A 17173-nucleotide genomic window follows, 5' to 3' on the forward strand; every position below is an offset into this window, starting at 1 on the left:
CGCAGCCCCGCAGCCCCGCAGCCCCGCAGCCCCGCAGCCCCGCAGCCCCGCAGCCCCGCAGCCCCGCAGCCCCGCAGCCCCGCAGCCCCGCAGCCGGCCAGCGGTGGTCGGTGATCCTGGCAGGAGTGGCGCTCGCCGGCGGTGTGGTCCCCGGCAGGGCTGGAGACGGCACCGCCGGCGAAGATCAGTGGTCCTGGCAGCAGGGGCGCTGGGAGGCGGACTCGAACGGGACGAGGACGCCGCCGCGGGCGAACTGGGTCACGAGGGTCAGCACGCCGTCGCGCCAGATGGGGCGGACGAAGTCGCCGGTGTCGATCAGCATCTCCGGGACGGCGGTCAGGCCGCCGAGGATGACGACGCGGTCGATGGCGGAGTCCGCCAGTACGGTCGAGACCGCCACCACGCCGGTGAGCTTCTCCCAGCCGGGGAAGAGGACGGCGCGGGCGCCCTCCGGCGCAGTGCCCGTGCCGACCTGGACCTCGCCGCCCTCGAAGTACGTGAACGCGGGGCGGCCGCCCACCAGGATGTGGTGGTCGGCCGCCGTGACGTCGGGAAATCCCATTACCGGGGGTAGACCCAGATCGGGTTCGCGTAGAACCAGAGGTCCTTCCACGGGTCGGCGTCGCCGACGACGTCGATCGCGGGGCCTGCCGGGTCGACCGCCGGGCCGTGGTAGCCGGGGGCGGTGCGGTTGCCGTCGGTGCCGCGCAGCCGGACGTAGAAGGGCTGGTCGACGGGGCCGAGGTCGTAGGTGAACGCGACCGTGCCCGTGGACTTGTTGACCTCGAAGGACTTCACGACCTTCGTGTCGGGGGCCTTGAACGTGTCCTTGTCGGAGACGGCGCCCGTGACGGCGCCGCGGATCACGTCGACGCGGGCGAGGGTCGGCACGAAGTTCGCCCAGTTCGGCGTGTTCGCCAGCTTGATGCGGATGGTGAGCTCCGCGCGCTGGCCGCGGCGGACCACCAGTGAGTCGCCCAGGGTGACGCCGGAGCCGCCCGCGCGGACCTGGACGTCGAGGGCGCTGATCAGGCCGCCGTGGTCGACCCAGACGCGGCCGGCCCGCAGGGCCTCCATGACGGCGGCGTAGCCGAAGTTGCGCGCGCCGACGTGGGTACGGCTGTAGTAGCCGGGCCAGAAGTCACCGGGGGTGAGGCTGGCCGGCTGGCCGTACACCGGGTCGAAGTGGTAGCCGTTGGCGTTGAAGTCGGTGTTGTCGGGACGCTTCGCGGTCTCCTCGTAGACGACGTGGGAGTCCGAGTTCGCGGTGATCCACCACGCCTTGCCCTCGGCGAGGAGGCTGTCCCAGAGACCGCCGACGGTGGAGGTCATCCAGTCGAAGCCGCCCCAGGTGCGGTAGCTCTCCAGCGGGTAGCCGGGGAACGAGGAGGCGCCGGGCGCGTTGCCGTAGAAGCCGCGGGCGGAGCCGCCACCGGTCGGCTTGGCGATACCGGCGGCCTGGTGGCCGGGGGCGCCCTCGAAGCCGATCGCGATGCGCGGGTTGGCGTCGCGCCAGCCGCGGATCTCGTGCGGCGAGTCGATGCCGTTACGGGCGGGGTGGTTGGCCAGGAACAGCGCGTCCTGCACCCGCCGCTTCGTGACCTGCTCGCCGAGGAACTTCACGCCGGCGATGGCGAGAGCCTCGGTGACCAGGGACGGGTCGACGGCGCCGACGACGGAGCCGTCGAACGTGTTCTCGAACTCCTTCAGGACCGCGACCTCGTTGGCGCCGGGGTGCACGAAGACGGTGCCGTGCTCGGCGGCCGGGATGTTCCACTCCAGGCCCTGGAAGACGAGGACGTCCTTGTAGTCGTCGCGGGCCGCCCGGATGTCGGGGTTGACCTTGTCGACGCCGATCTTCACGTGACCGGTGCTGCCGTGGTCGGTGATGACCATCCAGTCCAGCCCGTACGCGGAGGCGTGCCGCACGTGGTCGGAGACCCGGTACATGCCGTCGCTGGAGAACTGGGTGTGGATGTGGTGGTCGCCGGCGAGCCACTTGTAGCCGTTGCCCAGCGGGCGGCCGTGCCCGTGCCGGTCGTAGCCGTCGAAGCCGGCGTGGTCGTCGTCGCCGTGGGCGTGCGCGGTCCCGGCGCCGGCGAGGGCACCGCCGGCCGCGGCCGCGGCACCGAGCAGGCCGGCGCGGCGCAGGAAGCCGCGGCGGGAGACGTCGCCGGGGGAGAGCTCGCTGTCGGGGATCGAGGCGTCGAGCACCGCGGGGACGTCGCCGGCAGCCTGCGGCATGTCCTCGTGGTGATGGTGGTGGCCGTGGCCCATGTTGGGGGCTCCGTTCAGAGTCGATGGTCCTCACCGGGGAATCTCGACCGCCTGAACGAACATCAGGTAGCGACGTGGCTATGTATGCACGAACTTCAGCAAGATCAATGCCGCTGCGAGGGTCGCGCCGGCGAGCACGACCGACCCGTCGGACCAGCCGAAACGGGTCTCGCGGGCGCTGGTGCGGGGCTGCCCCCGGTCGAAGCCGCGGGCCTCCATCGCGGTGGCGAGCCGGATGCCGCGCCGGATCGCGCCGACGAGCAACCCGAACGTCGCCGACGCCGCGAGCCGCAGGTGCGCGACCGGGTTCCAACCGGCGTCGATGCCGCGGGCCCGCCGGGCGAGGCGGATCAGCCGGTACTCGTCGGTGAGCAGCGGCACGAGCCGGAACGCGGCGAGCGCGCCGATCGCGAACCGGGGCGGCACCTTCACGTGCGCGATGAGCGAGTCGGCGAGGTCGGTGGGGTCGATCGTCGCGAACATCACGAACCCGGGCAGGCCGATCGCGATGAGCCGCAGCGCGTAGCCGAGCGCCGGCTCGTGTACCTCGAAGCCGGCGACGGTGCCGACGACCGGTCCCGTACGGGCGCCGAGCAGCACCGTGAAGACGAGCACGACGGTCGCGGACAGCAGCAGCGGCCACCCGCGCCGCCACAGCTGCGCCGCGCTCAGGCCGGTGAGCGGCAGCAGCGCCAGCTCCACGCCGATCGCGACCGCTGTGACGAACGGGTCGACGGTCGACAGCACGGCGGCGGTGAGCAGCGCCGCCGCGAGCAGTTTCGCGGTCGCGTCGCGACGGCGCAGCCAGGCGGTCATGCGCGGTCCAGCCGCAGCCGGCGGTCGCCGACGTGGTCCAGCCGCAGCCGGCGGTCGCCGAGCGCCCGCACGAGGTCCCGGTCGTGGGTGACGATCACCAGGCCGCGGCCCTCGTCCCGCAGGTCCGCGAGGAGGTCGACCAGCTCCCGCCACGTCCGCGGGTCCTGGCCGAATGTCGGTTCGTCGAGGATCAGCAGGTCCGGGGCGGCGGCGAGGGCCGTGGCGACGCTGAGCCTGCGCTGTTCGCCGCCGCTCAGGGTGTACGGGTTGGCGAGGGCGAGCCGGTCGAGGCGCAGCCGGCTCAGCAGGTCGTCGACGACCTTCGGGTCGCGGCCGCCGAGAAGCAGCTCGTCGCGGACGGTCGAGGTGACGAACTGGTGCTCCGGGTTCTGGAAGACCGAGCCGATCCGGCCGGCGAGCTTCGAGGCCCGCCAGCGGTGCGGCGGCCGCCGCTCGCCGGGGGCGTGCACCCGGCCGGGCTTCGCCGGCTTCGTCAACCCGCCCAGCAGCAGCGCCAGGGTCGACTTGCCGGCGCCGTTGGGGCCTTCGACGACGAGGGCCTCGCCGGCGCGGACGACCTCGTCGACGACGTTGCCGGTGTGCCGCAGCGCCAGCCGCTCCGCGGTCAGCAGGACCGGGCCGGCACCGGGGCCGGGACGGTGCGGCACGACGAGCGGCTCCTGCTCCTCGCCCAGCGTGACCACCCGGTCGACCAGGGTCAGCGCGTCCTCGAGGCGGTGTTCGACGAGGATCATGGTGGCGTCGACTTCGTGCAGAGCTTTCGCGAGCGCTGCCCGTACCAGCTGCGCACCCGCCGGATCGAGGTTGGCGGTCGGCTCGTCGAGCAGGAGCAGCCGCGGCTGCGACACGAGCACGCCGGCGATCGCGAGCCGCTGCTGCTCACCGCCGGACAGCTGGGCCGTGTCGCGGTCGCGGTCGTACGGGAAGCCGACGGCGGCGAGGGCGGCGTCGACCCTCGGCCAGATCTCGTCGCGGGCCACACCCCGGTTCTCCAGGCCGAACGCGACGTCGTCGCCGCAGCGGCTCATGACGAGCTGGGTCTGCGGGTCCTGGAAGACGATGCCGGTGCCCGCCCTGCGCTGCCGGGCCGGCGCGCCGTCGACGAGCACCTCGCCCTCCTGCTCGCCGGAGTCCTCGGCGAGCAGGCCGGCGAGCGCGGCGAGCAGGGTGCTCTTGCCGGCGCCGGAGGCACCCGCCAGGAGGACCCGCTCGCCGTGCTCGATCCGCAGGTCGAAGTGGCGGACCGCCCAGGCCTTGCGCCCGGCGTGCCGCCACCCGAATCCCTTGAACTCGACGGTGCTCACTGTTTGCTGAGACGTGCCTAGACGGCGGCCCGCTCGCGGCCCGAGGGGAAGCGGTCCAGGACGCCGGTCGTGGCGAGCGAGTGCTGCAGCGCCCACGAGCCGGCGCCGGCGATGACCGCGCCGCTGACCATGACGATCGCCGCGTACAGGGCCTTGTCGGTGTTGCTGAACGCGCCGTAGTAGATGTTGAGGTCCAGCAGGGCCGCGCCGCCCCCGGCGAGGGTGCCGGCGACGAGGGCGTTGCCGAGCTTGAAGCTGCGGTAGCCGGTGAACGCGAAGCCGAACTCGCCGCCGACGCCCTGCACGAGACCGGACAGCAGCACGCCGAGACCCCAGGTCGAGCCGAACAGGGCCGAGACCAGCGCCGCGACGAACTCGGTGTAGAGCCCGGCGCCCGGCTTGCGGATGACCAGCGGGCCGAGCACGCCCGGGATCAGCCACACGCCGTAGATGAACGCGCGCCACGGCAGGGCGACGCTCTCCATGGCGTTCCACAGGTTGTTCCATGCGTAGAACACGGCGGCGAACGCCACCGCGATGACCGACGCGACGATGATGTCGACGGTCCGCCAACGGGTTTCCATTTTCGGTGCCTCCTGGTCCGGGGGTGAGCCAGAAGGAGACGCGACGCCACGCCCGCGGGTGCGGACGTGGCGCGTGGCCTGAGGTGACCGAGCTTCCTGCGCTGGCATTACCCAGATCAGGTTCGAGGGTCTGCGGCTTGCTCGCCGCACTCTCAGCGCTGTGCGCTCCCCTGTCGGATGTGAAGTTGTTTCCCGACGGTAACAGTGAACGTTTCCCACTCGTAGGTTCCCGTCATGAAAATCACGGCGCTTGATCCTGTTCGGCGAGGCATGGCCTTCGCTACTGGCGGGTAATAGCCTGGTCGGTACTGGACTGACACCTGGGGGTGCCGCAATGACGCAGGTCGCTTCCTCGCCCACCGCTAGCAGCACGCACACGGAGAAACAGGCGCGCAAGGTCATCGAGGCCAGCCGCGAGCAGGAATGGCGCAAGCCGAGCTTCGGCAAGGAGCTGTTCCTCGGCCGCTTCCGCCTCGACCTGATCGACCCACCGCCGGCCGACAAGCAGACCACCGAAGGCCAGGAGTTCCTGGCGAAGCTCCACTCGTACATCAGCAGCGTCGACGGGCAGCAGATCGAACGCGACGCGCGCATCCCCGACGAGGTGCTCCGCGACCTGGGCTCGCTCGGCGCCTTCGGGATGAAGATCGACACCAAGTACGGCGGCCTGGGGCTGTCGAACCTCGACTACTGCCGCGCCCTCGCGCTGGTCGGGTCGGTCAACCCGTCGATCGGCGCGCTGCTGTCGGCGCACCAGTCGATCGGTGTGCCGCAGCCGCTGAAGCTGGTCGGCACCGACGAGCAGAAGGCCCGTTTCCTGCCCCGGCTTGCCGGCGGTGAGGTGTCCGCGTTCCTGCTGACCGAGCCCGAGGTCGGCTCCTACCCGGCGAACCTGCGCACCTCCGCCGTGCCGACCGGGGACGGCGACTACCTGCTCAACGGCGTCAAGCTGTGGGCCACCAACGGCACCCTCGCCACCCTGTTCGTGGTGATGGCGCTGGTACCCCGTTCCGAGGGGCACCGGGGCGGCATCACGGCGTTCGTGGTCGAGGGCGACGCGCCCGGGGTCACGATCGAGCGGCGCAACGCGTTCATGGGCCTGCGCGGCCTGGAGAACAGCGTGACGCGCTTCCACGACGTGCGGGTGTCCGCCGCCAACGTCATCGGTGGCGAGGGGCAGGGCCTGCGGATCGCGCTGAGCACCCTGAACACCGGCCGGCTGTCGCTGCCCGCCATGTGCGTCGGCGCCGGCAAGTGGTGCCTCAACGTCGCCCGCGAGTGGGCCGCCGAACGGGTCCAGATGGGCCGCCCGATCGGCTCGTACGAGGCGATCGCGAAGAAGATCGCGTTCATCGCAGGCTCCACGTACGGCATGGAGGCGATGCTGGAGCTGTCCTGCCGCCTCGCCGACGACGAGCAGAACGACATCCGCATCGAGGCCGCGCTGGTCAAGCTGTATGCGAGCGAGCTGGCCTGGAAGGTCGCCGACGAGCTGGTCCAGATCCGCGGCGGCCGCGGCTACGAGACCGCCGACTCCCTGGCCGCCCGCGGCGAACGCCCCATCCCGGCCGAGCAGATCCTCCGCGACGTGCGGATCAACCGCATCTTCGAGGGCTCGACGGAGATCATGCACCTGGCGATCGCCCGCGAGGCCGTCGACGCCCACCTCTCCGTCGCCGGCGACATCATCGACCCCGACGCCGGCCTGGGCGCGAAGGCCAAGGCCGCGGGCCGGGCCGGCGGCTTCTACGCCAGGTGGCTACCGACCCTGGTCGCCGGCAAGGGCCAGCTGCCGTCCGGCTACAGCGAATTCGGCCCGCTCGCCCAGCACCTGCGCTACGTCGAGCGCGCTTCCCGCCGCCTGGCCCGCGAGACCTTCTACGGCATGGCCCGCTGGCAGGGCAAACTCGAACACAAGCAGGGCTTCCTGGGCCGCGTCGTGGACATCGGCGCCGAGCTCTTCGCGATGTCCGCGGCGTGCGTGAAGGCCCGCAGCGAGCGCGCGACCCGGCCCGAAGGGGTCGAGCTCGCCGACCTGTTCTGCCGCCAGGCCACCCTGCGCGCCGAGGCCCTCTTCCGCGAGCTGTGGGACAACGCCGACGCCATCGAGTCCGCCGCCGCGAAGCGGGTCATCGCGGGCCGCTACCTGTCCCTGGAGGAGGGGATCATCCCGCCCGCGGCCGCAGGCCCGTGGCTCGCGGACTGGGAGCCGGGCGCGTCGGCCGCGGAGGACGTCCGCCGCCGCTTCTGACCTCCACGGCGTACGGGCGTCCGCACGCATGTACGGGCGTCCGCACGCGCGGGTGGTCGGCCGGAGACCCGGCTGGCCGCCCGTGCCCGTCCACGCGAGACGCGGGCGGCCAGTCTCTCGCGTGCGTGGGCGGGCTGCCTGCGATCAGGCCGCGCCCGGGGCGGGCCGCCACCCCATGCCTGCGTCTCGCACGCCCGTGCCTTGCGTGTGCGGCCGGGCTGCTTACCGATCATGCCGCGCACGAGGCGGGCCGCCACGCCCGTGTCCCGCGCGCGGGCGGGCTGCTTGCGAGCGGGGCGTCGTCGCTCCGCCTAGGCCGGGCTCGGGGCGACCCGAGGCCGGCATCGAGCCGGGCGGCGCGTCGGCGTTCCGCTTCACCAACACGCTACTCCACCGCGCCTAATTGATCTACAAATGGGTAACGGCGCGCTCACTAGACGATGTCACCGCAGGTCGCAGGCCGAGGCTGCGGAGCTCCAGGGTGGCGAGGGCCTCGACCGCCTGCTTGTCGCCCCTGCGCCACAGGGCGGCGATCTCCGGGTCGATCCTCACCAGTTTGCCCAGCGGCTGGGTGGCCAGGGCGCGCAGGGCCAGCAGGTCGCGGCCGGCGGTGGCGTTGCGCAGCCGGGCCGCCGAGCCGGCCCGGCGGATCCAGCGGATCCGCAGCGGCAGCCACACCAGGACCAGCATCGCGACCGGCACCGCGATCATCAGGACCGACAGGATCCAGGCCAGGTCGTTGACGATCTCCTGCTGCTGGTGGCCGGCGTCGGCGAGGGAGCGGGCGGCGTTCGCGGCGCTCGTGAAGGGGGCGGCGACCGAGTCGGGTACGCCGGGCACGCCGTTGATCTTGTCGCCGGCGCCCTTGAGATTGTCGGCCAGCCCGTTTCCGGCGCTCTCGAGCTTCTGCCCGGGCACCGCCAGCTTCTGGATGAGGTCGAACAGCGTCATCCCCAGCCTGACCCAGACATAGACCCACACGACCACGAACACGTCGGTGAGGAACTGCCGCAGGGCGGTGGGGGCACGGTCGGCATAGAGCTTCACCGTTCCAGCCTGACGGACAGGCGCTGTGACCGCACTGTGTGGCGGTCAGGGGCCGATCGACGTGCAGCGGTCCGGAGCCGGTCGACGTGCAACGGTCAGGGGCCGGTCGACGTGCAGCGGTGAGGAGCCGATCGACGTGCGACGTCAGGAACCGGTCGACTCCCGGGCGTGGGAGACGGCGTCGGCGACGATGTGGGCGATGTGGTCGTCGGTCAGCGCGTACGCGATCTCGCGGCCCCGGCGGGAGCCCCGCACCACGCCCGCGCCGCGCAGGACGCGCAGGTGCTGCGAGACGAGTGGCTGCGGCGCGCCGAGGGTGTCGACGAGCTCGTGGACGCAGCGGGGGCCGCCGGCGAGCTCGGTCACGATGCGGATGCGCAGCGGGGCGGCGAGGGCACGCAACAGCTCGCCGGCCGCCTCGTAACCCTCAATGCTCGACATGTGCGCAACGGTAACCGTTGTCAGTAACCACGGTCGAGCACCACCTCAGGTGTGGAGCGCTCCTCGGTGGCGTTTCCGGCTGTTGTACGACGGCGCGCCGCCCTCCAGCCCGCGGCCCCGACCGTCACGACGAAGAAGCCGGCGATGGCGAGCAGGACGACGGTGGCGCCGGGGCCGGTGTCGGCCTCGGTGGAGATCCAGATGCCGCCGCCGGAGACGGTCAGGCCGAGCAGCACCGCGACGAGCATCGTCGCCTTGAAGCCGCGGGTGATCTGCTGCGCGGTCGCCACCGGCACGACCATGAGGGCGCTGACCAGCAGAAGCCCGACGGCCCGCATGGCCACGGTGACGGTGACGGCGGTCGTGACGGCGAGGATGAGGTTGAGGGCGCGGACCGGCAGGCCGGACACCCGCGCGTACTCCTCGTCGTGGCAGACGGCGAAGAGCCACGGGCGGAGCAGGACGGCGACGGCGAGCACCGCGCAGCCCAGGACGAGCATCACCGTCAGGTCCTGCCGGCTCGTCGTCAGCGGTGAGCCGAAGAGGTACGTGACGAGGCTGCGACTGCCCTGCTCGTCGGACAGGTTGACCAGGACGACGCCGCCGGAGATGCCGCCGTAGAACAGCATGGCGAGGGCGACGTCGCCGGAGGTCTTGCCGCGCTCGCGGACGAGCTCGATGACGACGGCGCCGAGGGCCGCCGCGACGACCGCCATCAGCACCGGCGACTGGTGCAGCAGCAGGCCGAACCCGACGCCGGTGAGCGCCACGTGGCCGAGGCCGTCGCCGATCAGCGACAGCCGCCGCTGGACGAGGTAGATGCCGATGGCGGGCGCCGACGCACCCGTGATCAGCGCGCCGACGAGAGCGCGGATCATGAAGTCGTACGTGAAGAGGCTCATGCCGTCACCTTCGGTGCGCCGACGCGGATCAAGGCCCCGGCAGGGCGTCCCGGTCGCAGCGGCGGCCGGTCGGGGCTCATGCCGCCACCTCCGCTGCGCTCCGGCGTCGGCCTGAGCGCGACCTGCCATGCTGACTCGCGGCCCGAGCCGCTGCGCTGGCCGCTCATGCGCTGCCCAGGAGGCCGGGCGCCTCGACGGCGGCGTGGGGGTGGACGTGGTCGTGGCCGGGTTCGGCGTGGTGGCCGGCGGGCTCCGGGGGTGCCCCGTCGTGGATGATCTCGCCGTGGTGCACGACGACCGCGCGGGTGATCAGCGGCCGCAGCGGGCCGAGCTCGTGCGCCACGAAGACGACGGTGCCGCCCTGGTCGGCGAAGCGGTGCAGGCAGGCCGCGAACGCCTCCTGGCTGCCGGCGTCCACGCCGGCCGTCGGCTCGTCGAGGACCAGCAGCTCGGGGGCGCCGGCGAGGGCGCGGGCGATGAGCACCCGCTGCTGCTGCCCGCCGGACAGCACCGACACGGGCTCGCGGGCGCGGTCGGCGAGCCCGACCGCGGTGAGCGCCTCCTCGACCGCGCGCCGGTCGGCGCGGGACGGGAAGCGCAGGAACCCCCGCCGTGCGAGCCGTCCTTCCGCGACGACCTCACCGACCGTGGCCGGGACGCCGCTGCCGGCGCCGACGCGCTGCGGGACGTAGCCGAGGCGGTGCCAGGACCGGAACCGTTTGAGCGGGGTGCCGAAGAGGCGGATCTCGCCCTTCGCGAGGGGTACCAGACCCAGTGCCGACTTCACGAGGGTGGACTTGCCGGAGCCGTTGGCACCGAGGATCGCCACGACCTCGCCGGCGGCGACGCCGAGCGTCACCCCGTCGAGCACTGGTCGGCCGTCGTAGGCGACGACGGCCCGGTCCACCTCAAGTACCACGCCGCCGAGCGTGCCTGATAATGGGAATCGTTGTCAACTTCAGGTGAGCTTCACGACGGCCACGGCCACCACGAGCCCGAGGACCACCAGCCGCATCACCCGTGCGCGGGACGGGTGCAGGTGCCACGTCTGGGCGAGCAGCCACCCGGCGCCGGCGGCCAGGGCGAGCAGCACCACGGCGCCGAGCGCGCCCGGCAGGACCAGCCCCAGGAACGTGAGCGCGCCGACACCGAGGAACGCCGCGGTCGGGCCGATCCGGCCCAGCCGGGACAGAACACGCTGGGTCATCTCGGGCAGCTCCTCAGGGTCCGAATGCGCGTCCGTATGCTCGCGTCATGCTGGTGGTGACAAGGTTCGTGCTGGACGGTGACGACGAAGGCTTCGTCGAGCGGGCCCACGCCGCGCTCGGTGCGCTCGCGGCCTGCCCAGGGTATCTCCGTGGACGCCTGGCCCGTGCGTTCGACGACCCGGCGCACTGGAGCATCGTCACGGAGTGGCAGTCGGTCGGCGCGTACCGGCGGGCATTGTCCAACTTCGACGTGAAGATGCACGCGACGCCGCTGCTCGCGCAGTCGCTCGACGAGCCGTCGGCGTTCGAGGAGCTCGCCGAGGTCGCCCCCGGCGGCGCGCTCACGGTCACCGCGAGCGACCGCGCGTAGGTGATGGGGTAGTTGGCTACTGTTGGGGGCATGATGCCCTCGCCGACCGAGGTGCCGGCGCCGCCACCCGGCCCCGGTGTGGTGACGCCGTTCGCGGCGCCGCCCCGTGACCGGGACCTGCGCGGCCTGTGGATCGGCCTCGGCGTGGGCGGGCTCGTGCTCGTCCTGTGCTGCGTCGGCGGCGTCCTCGGCGGCGGGTTCCTGCTCTCCGGCCTGGAGGGCGTCGCCCGCTCCCAGCTGACCAGCGTCGTCGACGACTACCTGGGCGCCGTCCAGGCGACCGAGTACGAGACCGCCCGCGGGCACCTGTGCCCCGAGCTGCAGCGCAGCCACAGCCTCGCCTGGTACGAGGAGCACTACAAGGGCTCGGAGATCATCGCCTATGCCGTGCACGAGGACCAGGTCGACGTGAACCTCGTGCAGGTCCCGGCGACCGTCAAGCGCCGCGGGCTGCCCGAGACCCTGATGACCTTCACCATGGAGCAGCAGACGACCCGGTGGGTGATCTGCGGAGGGGTCGACTGATCCCGCCGCGTGGCCCTGCGGTTAATCTGGTGCGGCTCGCTTGGGCGTAACCGTACCGTCGACGTGGACGTTGACGGTTTACCCGTCTTGACCAAATTTCTGCATGCCTTGCCGACAGCCAGTCGCCGTGAGGCCGAGGAGGAACCATGGCCGCCGATCGCATCGATTCCGTCGTCAGCCTCGCGAAGCGCCGCGGCTTTGTCTTCCCGTCCAGCGAGATCTACGGAGGCACCCGGTCCGCCTGGGACTACGGCCCACTCGGTGTCGAGCTCAAGGACAACGTCCGCCGGCAGTGGTGGCGCACCATGGTCCAGCAGCGCGACGACATCGTCGGCCTGGACTCCGCCGTCATCCTGTCCCGCGACGTGTGGGTCGCCTCCGGCCACGTCGACGCGTTCGTCGACCCGCTGACCGAGTGCGCGTCGTGCCACAAGCGCTTCCGCGCCGACCACCTCGAAGAGGCGTTCGTCGAGAAGCACGGCGAGGGCAAGCCGTTCGTCCTCAGCGAGATCAACTGCCCGAACTGCGGCAACAAGGGCACCTTCAGCGAGCCGCGCATGTTCAACGGCCTGATGAAGACGTACCTCGGCGCTGTCGAGAACGACGAGGGCCTGCACTACCTGCGCCCCGAGACCGCCCAGGGCATCTTCGTCAACTACAAGAACATCGAGGGCGCCGCGCGCAAGAAGCCGCCGTTCGGCATCGCGCAGGTCGGCAAGAGCTTCCGCAACGAGATCACCCCCGGCAACTTCATCTTCCGCACGCGCGAGTTCGAGCAGATGGAGATGGAGTACTTCGTCGAGCCGGGCAAGGACGAGGAGGCGCACGAGTACTGGCTCCAGGAGCGCTGGAACTGGTACATCGACCTCGGCCTCTCCGCCGACAACCTGCGCTTCTACGAGCACCCGAAGGAGAAGCTGTCGCATTACTCGAAGCGCACCGTCGACATCGAGTACCGCTTCCGCTTCGGTGGCCAGGAGTTCTCCGAGCTCGAAGGCATCGCCAACCGCACCGACTTCGACCTGACCACGCACTCCAAGCACTCCGGCGTCGACCTGTCCTACTTCGACCAGGAGAAGAAGGAGCGCTGGGTCCCCTACGTCATCGAGCCCGCCGCCGGCCTCACCCGGGCCGTCCTCGCGTTCCTGCTCGAGGCGTACGACGAGGACGAGGCGCCCAACACCAGCGGCACCGTCGACAAGCGCACGGTCATGCGCTTCGACCGGCGGCTCGCCCCGGTCAAGGCGGCCGTGCTGCCGCTGTCGCGCAACGCGGACCTGTCGCCGAAGGCGCGCGACCTCGCCGCCCAGCTGCGCAAGCGCTGGACCGTGGACTTCGACGACGCGCAGGGCATCGGTCGCCGGTACCGGCGGCAGGACGAGATCGGCACGCCGTTCTGCCTGACCGTGGACTTCGAGACGCTCAACGACAACGCCGTCACCGTCCGCGACCGCGACACGATGGCGCAGGAGCGGGTGTCGCTCGACCAGGTCGAGACCTACCTGATCGAGCGCCTGCCCGGCTGCTAGCGCTTTATCGGAAGTCGGTTCCGCCCGGTCGGCCGTTACGGTCGGCGACGAGCCCGGCGAGGGTCGCGAGCGCGATCTCCGGCGGCGTCCTCGAGCCGATGTTCAGGCCGATCGGGCGGTGCACCCTGGCGATCTCGTCGTCGGGGACACCGAGGCCACGCAGGGCTTCGACGTGTGGTCCGGGGTGCCTCGGGTTGCCCATCACGCCGATCCAGCGGGCCGGCGAGGCGAGGGCGTCGCGCAGTACGGCACCCAGCTCCGGCCGGTCGTGATCGGTGACGACCACATCGGTGTCGGCGTCGACGACCACGCCCTCGAGGCCGGGGTCGGCCAGGGCGACCCGGAAGCCGAGCGTCGTCGCGAAGTCCAGCAGGTGCGCGGCGACCGGGGTGTCGAACACCGCCACCAGCGCCCGTGTTGTGTTCATGCGGTTCGCCGAACTGTCATACCTGGACGGTAGCCTCCAGGCGTGACGATGACACAGGAGCCATCTTCTCCGGCCGCCGCCGCTCGACCGCGGCGGCGGAGGATCGGTTCGGTCGAGGTCCTCGCCGCGCTGCTCGTGCTGGTCGTCCTGTTCCGCGACCCGCTCACCGAGTCGCTGTCGGCGCCGGCGCTGCAGACCTGGCTGACGGTGTTCGTGTCGGTCATGACCCAGGCGATCCCGTTCCTCGTCTTCGGGGTCGTGCTGTCGGGTGTCATCGCCGTCTTCGTGCCGCCGTCGTTCTTCGCGAAGGCGCTGCCGAAGCACCCCGCCCTGGCCGTGCCGACCGCGAGCGTCGCCGGCGTCGTCCTGCCCGGCTGCGAGTGCGCGTCCGTGCCGGTCGCCGGCGCCCTGGTCCGCCGCGGCGTGACCCCGGCGGCCGCGTTCGCGTTCCTGCTCGCCTCGCCCGCGGTCAACCCGATCGTGCTCGTCTCGACCGCCGTCGCGTTCCCGGGCCAGCCGCGGGTCGTCGTCGCCCGCGCCCTCGCCAGCCTCGTCGTGGCGTGCCTGATGGGCTGGCTGTGGCAGGCGTTCGGCAAGGGCAGCTGGCTGCGCATGCCCTCCCGGGCGCACCTCGACGGGATGCGGAAGTGGCCGGCGTTCTGGGCCAGCGTCCGCCACGACGTCCTGCACGCCGGGGGTTTCCTGGTCATCGGCGCCGCCGCGGCCGCCGTCATCGCCGTCGCCGTGCCCAAGTCCTGGCTCGCCGGCCTCGCCGCCGACCCGTTCGTCGCGATCCTGGTGCTCGGCCTGCTCGCCGTCCTGCTGTCGATCTGCTCGGAGGCCGACGCCTTCGTCGCCGCCTCGCTGACCCAGTTCTCGCTGACGGCCCGCCTCGCCTTCATGGTCGTCGGCCCGATGATCGACCTGAAGCTGTTCGCCATGCAGGCCGGCATCTTCGGCCGCGGCTTCGCCATCCGCTTCGCCCCGGCCACGTTCGTCCTCGCGGTCGCCGTGTCCGCCCTGGTCGGGACAGTCCTGCTATGACCGCGCCTTTCAAGGCCGCTGTCGTGGGTGCGGTGGGGTTTGCGGGTGGGGTTGGCGTGATGGGCGCGGCGGGAGGACCGGCGGCGGGCGGGTCGTGGGGCGGTCCTTGGGAGCGGTCATGAATGCGGAGAGAATGTCGGCGACGGGCGGGACGGTGCTGGTGTGAACAGGCAGGCGCAGGCGGTCATTCTGCTGCTCGTCGGTGGTGCGGTGCTGCGGGCCAGCCTCACCGACCAGTACCTGAACTATGTGAAGCCGGGGTTGCAGCCGTACCTGATCCTGTCGGGGGCGATCCTGGTGCTCGCCGGGGTCTTCTCGCTCTGGTACGAGATGCGCCCCGCCAGGCTCGCCGTCGCGGAGAGCGCTGCCGGCGCGTCGGGGGGTTCCGCCGGTGTCCTGGAGGGCGCGGCCGGCGTCTCGGCGCACGACAAGCACGACGACGGGCACGGGCACGGGCAGGACGACGGCCACGGGCAGGATGACGACGGGCACGGGCATGGCAGCGGTGGGCCGAAGGTCGCGTGGCTGCTGCTGCTTCCGGTGTTCGGGCTGTTGCTGGTCGCGCCGCCCGCGCTCGGTTCGTATGCGGCCGGTCGGTCGGGGGCGGCGCTGGTGGCGAAGTCCGACTTCGCGCCGCTGCCGGCCGGTGATCCGGTCAAGCTGACCATGCTCGACTATGCGTCCAGGGCCGTGTTCGACCGCGGCACGTCGCTGGGTGACCGGCGGGTCGAGCTGACCGGCTTCGCGATGCGTGGCCCCGGCGGCACCTGGCTCCTGGCCCGGATGATGGTCAGCTGCTGCGCCGCCGACGCCCGTCCCGTCAAGGTCGCCCTGGCGGGCCAGTTGCCCGACGGGCTGCGCGAGGAGCAGTGGCTGCGGCTCACCGGCACGTACACCGACCGCCAGCTGAAGGACACCGTCAACGGCGAGACCATTCCGTTCATCGAGGTGTCGGGTTCGACCGCGATCCAGGCGCCCGCCGAGCAGTACGAGTCCTGACCGAGCCGACGTTCAGAGAAGAGGCATCCGGAGATGGAAGCGAAACGGCCGGCGTTGCTGGTGCTCGTGCGGCATGCCGAATCGGCGCGTAACCAGGCGAAGAAGGGCAGCGTCTACTTCGCCGACGACGCGGCGCGGCAGGTGGTGCGGGGCGTGCCGGATCACCTGATCGAGCTGACGGCCGACGGGCGCAAGCAGGCGGAGCAGACGGGACACGCGATCCGGGAGCGGTTCGGGGTGTTCGACTACGTGTACACCAGCGGGTATGCGCGGACGGTGCAGACCGCTGAGGGCCTGCTCGCGGCGTATCCGGTGGCGGAGCGGGAGCGGATGCGGGTCCGGACCAACATCTTCGTGCGGGAGCGGGATCCGGGCTTCGCCTACGACATGACGACGGCGGAGGCGGAAGCGGCGTTCCCGTGGCTGAACGAGTACTGGCAGACGTTCGGCGGGTTCATGGCGCGGCCGCCGGGCGGGGAGAGCCTCGCGGACGTGACGGGGCGGGTGCACACGTTCCTTGACACGCTGTTCCGCGACCGGGCGGGGCAGAAGGTCATGGTGGTCACGCACGGCGGGACGCTGCGGTGCTTCCGGTTCCTGCTGGAGCGGTGGGGCTACCAGGAGGCGCAGCGCTGGCCGGAGGGTCAGACGCCGGCGAACTGCGGCGTCACGACCTACCGGGTGGCGGAGTCCGGCGACCGGCTGGAGCTAGAGGACTACAACCGGGTCTCCTGGACGGTCGGCTCCGCCACCGACGGGATGTGAGGCCCCCGGTGCCGATCACGCCGGTGTACCGTGTGCGCGTCGATGGGGGAAAGATGCGAATCAGCTTCACGGTCGAGCCGGAGCCGGGTCGGGCGCGTCGAGCCATCAGGGCCACCATGGGCGGCAAGCTGCTGCGCCTGTACGTCCTGGGGGCGGTCCTCGCCGCTGTCGGGATCGTCATGTTCGCCAATGACGTCGCGTCGGGTGCCGCGCCGGCCGCGATCGGCGCGGGGGTGTTCTGCTTCCCGTGGCTCGTCTCGCGCGCCGCGGCGCAGGCGAAGACCGGCCTGCTCGGCGAGACGGTGACGTACGACCTGACCGACGTCGACGTGCAGGCGCACACCAAGAGCCTCAACGTCGGGTACACCTGGGAGTCGGTCCAGGCGGTCAAGGAGACACCCGAGTTCTGGATCCTGACCGTTGCCAAGATCAACCCGCTGGTCCTGCCATGGACGGAGCTGCCCCCGGCCGCCGCCGCCGAGGCCAGGGCGTTCCTGGTGGCCCGCGGCCTTCTCGCCGCCCGTCACACTCCCACCTCGTAACACGGCCGTCCGACCGGCGGGGCTGACCGACCGGCGGGGCTGACCGACCGGCGGGGCTGACCGACCGGCGGGGCTGACCGACCGGCGGGGCTGACCGACCGGCGGGGCTGACCGACCGGCG

General features: G+C 71.8%; 19 protein-coding genes and 1 riboswitch. Of the genes, 8 read left to right on the forward strand and 11 right to left on the reverse strand.

All coding sequences use genetic code 11. The annotated features are described in order from the left end of the window. Positions 1–184 precede the first annotated feature (184 nt). The 5 genes from AB0I21_RS29665 to AB0I21_RS29685 form a co-directional block, all read right to left on the reverse strand. Positions 185–562: a hypothetical protein gene (locus tag AB0I21_RS29665; RefSeq protein ID WP_360566046.1), complete on the reverse strand. Its 378-nt coding sequence runs from the start codon at positions 560–562 to the stop codon at positions 185–187. Continuing rightward, positions 562–2244: a PHP domain-containing protein gene (locus tag AB0I21_RS29670; RefSeq protein WP_360566047.1), complete on the reverse strand. Its 1683-nt coding sequence runs from the start codon at positions 2242–2244 to the stop codon at positions 562–564. Before AB0I21_RS29670 ends, AB0I21_RS29665 begins: the two co-directional genes overlap by 1 nt. 111 nt (positions 2245–2355) lie before the next feature. Further along, complete coding sequence (locus tag AB0I21_RS29675; protein WP_360566049.1) at positions 2356–3093, reverse strand: energy-coupling factor transporter transmembrane component T; 738 nt, start codon at positions 3091–3093, stop codon at positions 2356–2358. Continuing rightward, a complete protein-coding gene (locus AB0I21_RS29680; RefSeq protein ID WP_360566051.1) occupies positions 3090–4418 on the reverse strand; it encodes an ATP-binding cassette domain-containing protein in 1329 nt (442 codons plus the stop codon). The genes AB0I21_RS29675 and AB0I21_RS29680 overlap by 4 nt, the downstream gene beginning before the upstream one ends. Before the next feature lie 17 nt (positions 4419–4435). Next, positions 4436–5002 carry an ECF transporter S component gene (locus AB0I21_RS29685; protein WP_360566052.1) on the reverse strand — a complete coding sequence of 189 codons (567 nt, stop codon included), beginning with the start codon at positions 5000–5002 and terminating at the stop codon, positions 4436–4438. A 75-nt stretch (positions 5003–5077) separates the two neighbouring features. Further along, a riboswitch (TPP riboswitch) is annotated at positions 5078–5184 on the reverse strand. 152 nt (positions 5185–5336) lie between these two features. Between AB0I21_RS29685 and AB0I21_RS29690 the strand changes: the two genes are divergently transcribed. Next, positions 5337–7253 carry an acyl-CoA dehydrogenase family protein gene (locus tag AB0I21_RS29690; protein ID WP_360566054.1) on the forward strand — a complete coding sequence of 639 codons (1917 nt, stop codon included), beginning with the start codon at positions 5337–5339 and terminating at the stop codon, positions 7251–7253. A 408-nt stretch (positions 7254–7661) separates the two neighbouring features. Here the strand turns inward: AB0I21_RS29690 and AB0I21_RS29695 are convergent, their stop codons facing one another. The 5 genes from AB0I21_RS29695 to AB0I21_RS29715 form a co-directional block, all read right to left on the reverse strand. Further along, positions 7662–8300, reverse strand: a complete 639-nt coding sequence (locus AB0I21_RS29695; RefSeq protein ID WP_360566056.1) for a hypothetical protein — start codon at positions 8298–8300, stop codon at positions 7662–7664. A gap of 144 nt (positions 8301–8444) precedes the next feature. Beyond that, complete coding sequence (locus AB0I21_RS29700; protein ID WP_344511929.1) at positions 8445–8741, reverse strand: metalloregulator ArsR/SmtB family transcription factor; 297 nt, start codon at positions 8739–8741, stop codon at positions 8445–8447. 20 nt (positions 8742–8761) lie between these two features. Then, complete coding sequence (locus AB0I21_RS29705; RefSeq protein WP_360566058.1) at positions 8762–9643, reverse strand: metal ABC transporter permease; 882 nt, start codon at positions 9641–9643, stop codon at positions 8762–8764. 163 nt (positions 9644–9806) lie between these two features. Next, positions 9807–10562 carry a metal ABC transporter ATP-binding protein gene (locus AB0I21_RS29710; RefSeq protein WP_360566060.1) on the reverse strand — a complete coding sequence of 252 codons (756 nt, stop codon included), beginning with the start codon at positions 10560–10562 and terminating at the stop codon, positions 9807–9809. A 39-nt stretch (positions 10563–10601) separates the two neighbouring features. Beyond that, the gene (locus AB0I21_RS29715; RefSeq protein ID WP_360566062.1) at positions 10602–10850 is read right to left on the reverse strand and encodes a DUF6703 family protein; all 249 of its coding nucleotides are present in this window, start codon (positions 10848–10850) and stop codon (positions 10602–10604) included. A gap of 47 nt (positions 10851–10897) precedes the next feature. Here AB0I21_RS29715 and AB0I21_RS29720 point away from each other — a divergent pair, with 47 nt between their 5' ends. The 3 genes from AB0I21_RS29720 to AB0I21_RS29730 all read left to right on the forward strand — a co-directional run bounded on the left by AB0I21_RS29720 (position 10898) and on the right by AB0I21_RS29730 (position 13275). After that, entirely contained in the window at positions 10898–11221 is a 324-nt protein-coding gene (locus AB0I21_RS29720) for an antibiotic biosynthesis monooxygenase (protein ID WP_344511921.1), read from the forward strand. A 30-nt stretch (positions 11222–11251) separates the two neighbouring features. Continuing rightward, entirely contained in the window at positions 11252–11746 is a 495-nt protein-coding gene (locus AB0I21_RS29725; protein WP_360566064.1) for a hypothetical protein, read from the forward strand. Positions 11747–11892: 146 nt separating this feature from the next. After that, positions 11893–13275, forward strand: coding sequence for a glycine--tRNA ligase (locus AB0I21_RS29730; RefSeq protein ID WP_360566066.1), 1383 nt, complete (start codon positions 11893–11895; stop codon positions 13273–13275). Positions 13276–13279: 4 nt separating this feature from the next. Here AB0I21_RS29730 and AB0I21_RS29735 read toward each other — a convergent pair whose 3' ends face one another. Continuing rightward, positions 13280–13702: an XdhC family protein gene (locus tag AB0I21_RS29735; protein ID WP_360566068.1), complete on the reverse strand. Its 423-nt coding sequence runs from the start codon at positions 13700–13702 to the stop codon at positions 13280–13282. 48 nt (positions 13703–13750) lie between these two features. Here AB0I21_RS29735 and AB0I21_RS29740 point away from each other — a divergent pair, with 48 nt between their 5' ends. The 4 genes from AB0I21_RS29740 to AB0I21_RS29755 all read left to right on the forward strand — a co-directional run bounded on the left by AB0I21_RS29740 (position 13751) and on the right by AB0I21_RS29755 (position 17052). Beyond that, the gene (locus tag AB0I21_RS29740; protein ID WP_360566098.1) at positions 13751–14746 is read left to right on the forward strand and encodes a permease; all 996 of its coding nucleotides are present in this window, start codon (positions 13751–13753) and stop codon (positions 14744–14746) included. Between the two features lie 162 nt (positions 14747–14908). Then, the gene (locus AB0I21_RS29745; protein ID WP_360566070.1) at positions 14909–15745 is read left to right on the forward strand and encodes a TIGR03943 family protein; all 837 of its coding nucleotides are present in this window, start codon (positions 14909–14911) and stop codon (positions 15743–15745) included. A 33-nt stretch (positions 15746–15778) separates the two neighbouring features. Further along, positions 15779–16510 carry a histidine phosphatase family protein gene (locus AB0I21_RS29750; protein ID WP_360566071.1) on the forward strand — a complete coding sequence of 244 codons (732 nt, stop codon included), beginning with the start codon at positions 15779–15781 and terminating at the stop codon, positions 16508–16510. A gap of 53 nt (positions 16511–16563) precedes the next feature. Next, positions 16564–17052: a hypothetical protein gene (locus AB0I21_RS29755; protein ID WP_360566073.1), complete on the forward strand. Its 489-nt coding sequence runs from the start codon at positions 16564–16566 to the stop codon at positions 17050–17052. The last annotated feature ends 121 nt before the right edge of the window (positions 17053–17173 follow it).

This window comes from Dactylosporangium sp. NPDC050588 (assembly GCF_040654975.1).
Lineage (GTDB): Bacteria > Actinomycetota > Actinomycetes > Mycobacteriales > Micromonosporaceae > Dactylosporangium > Dactylosporangium maewongense.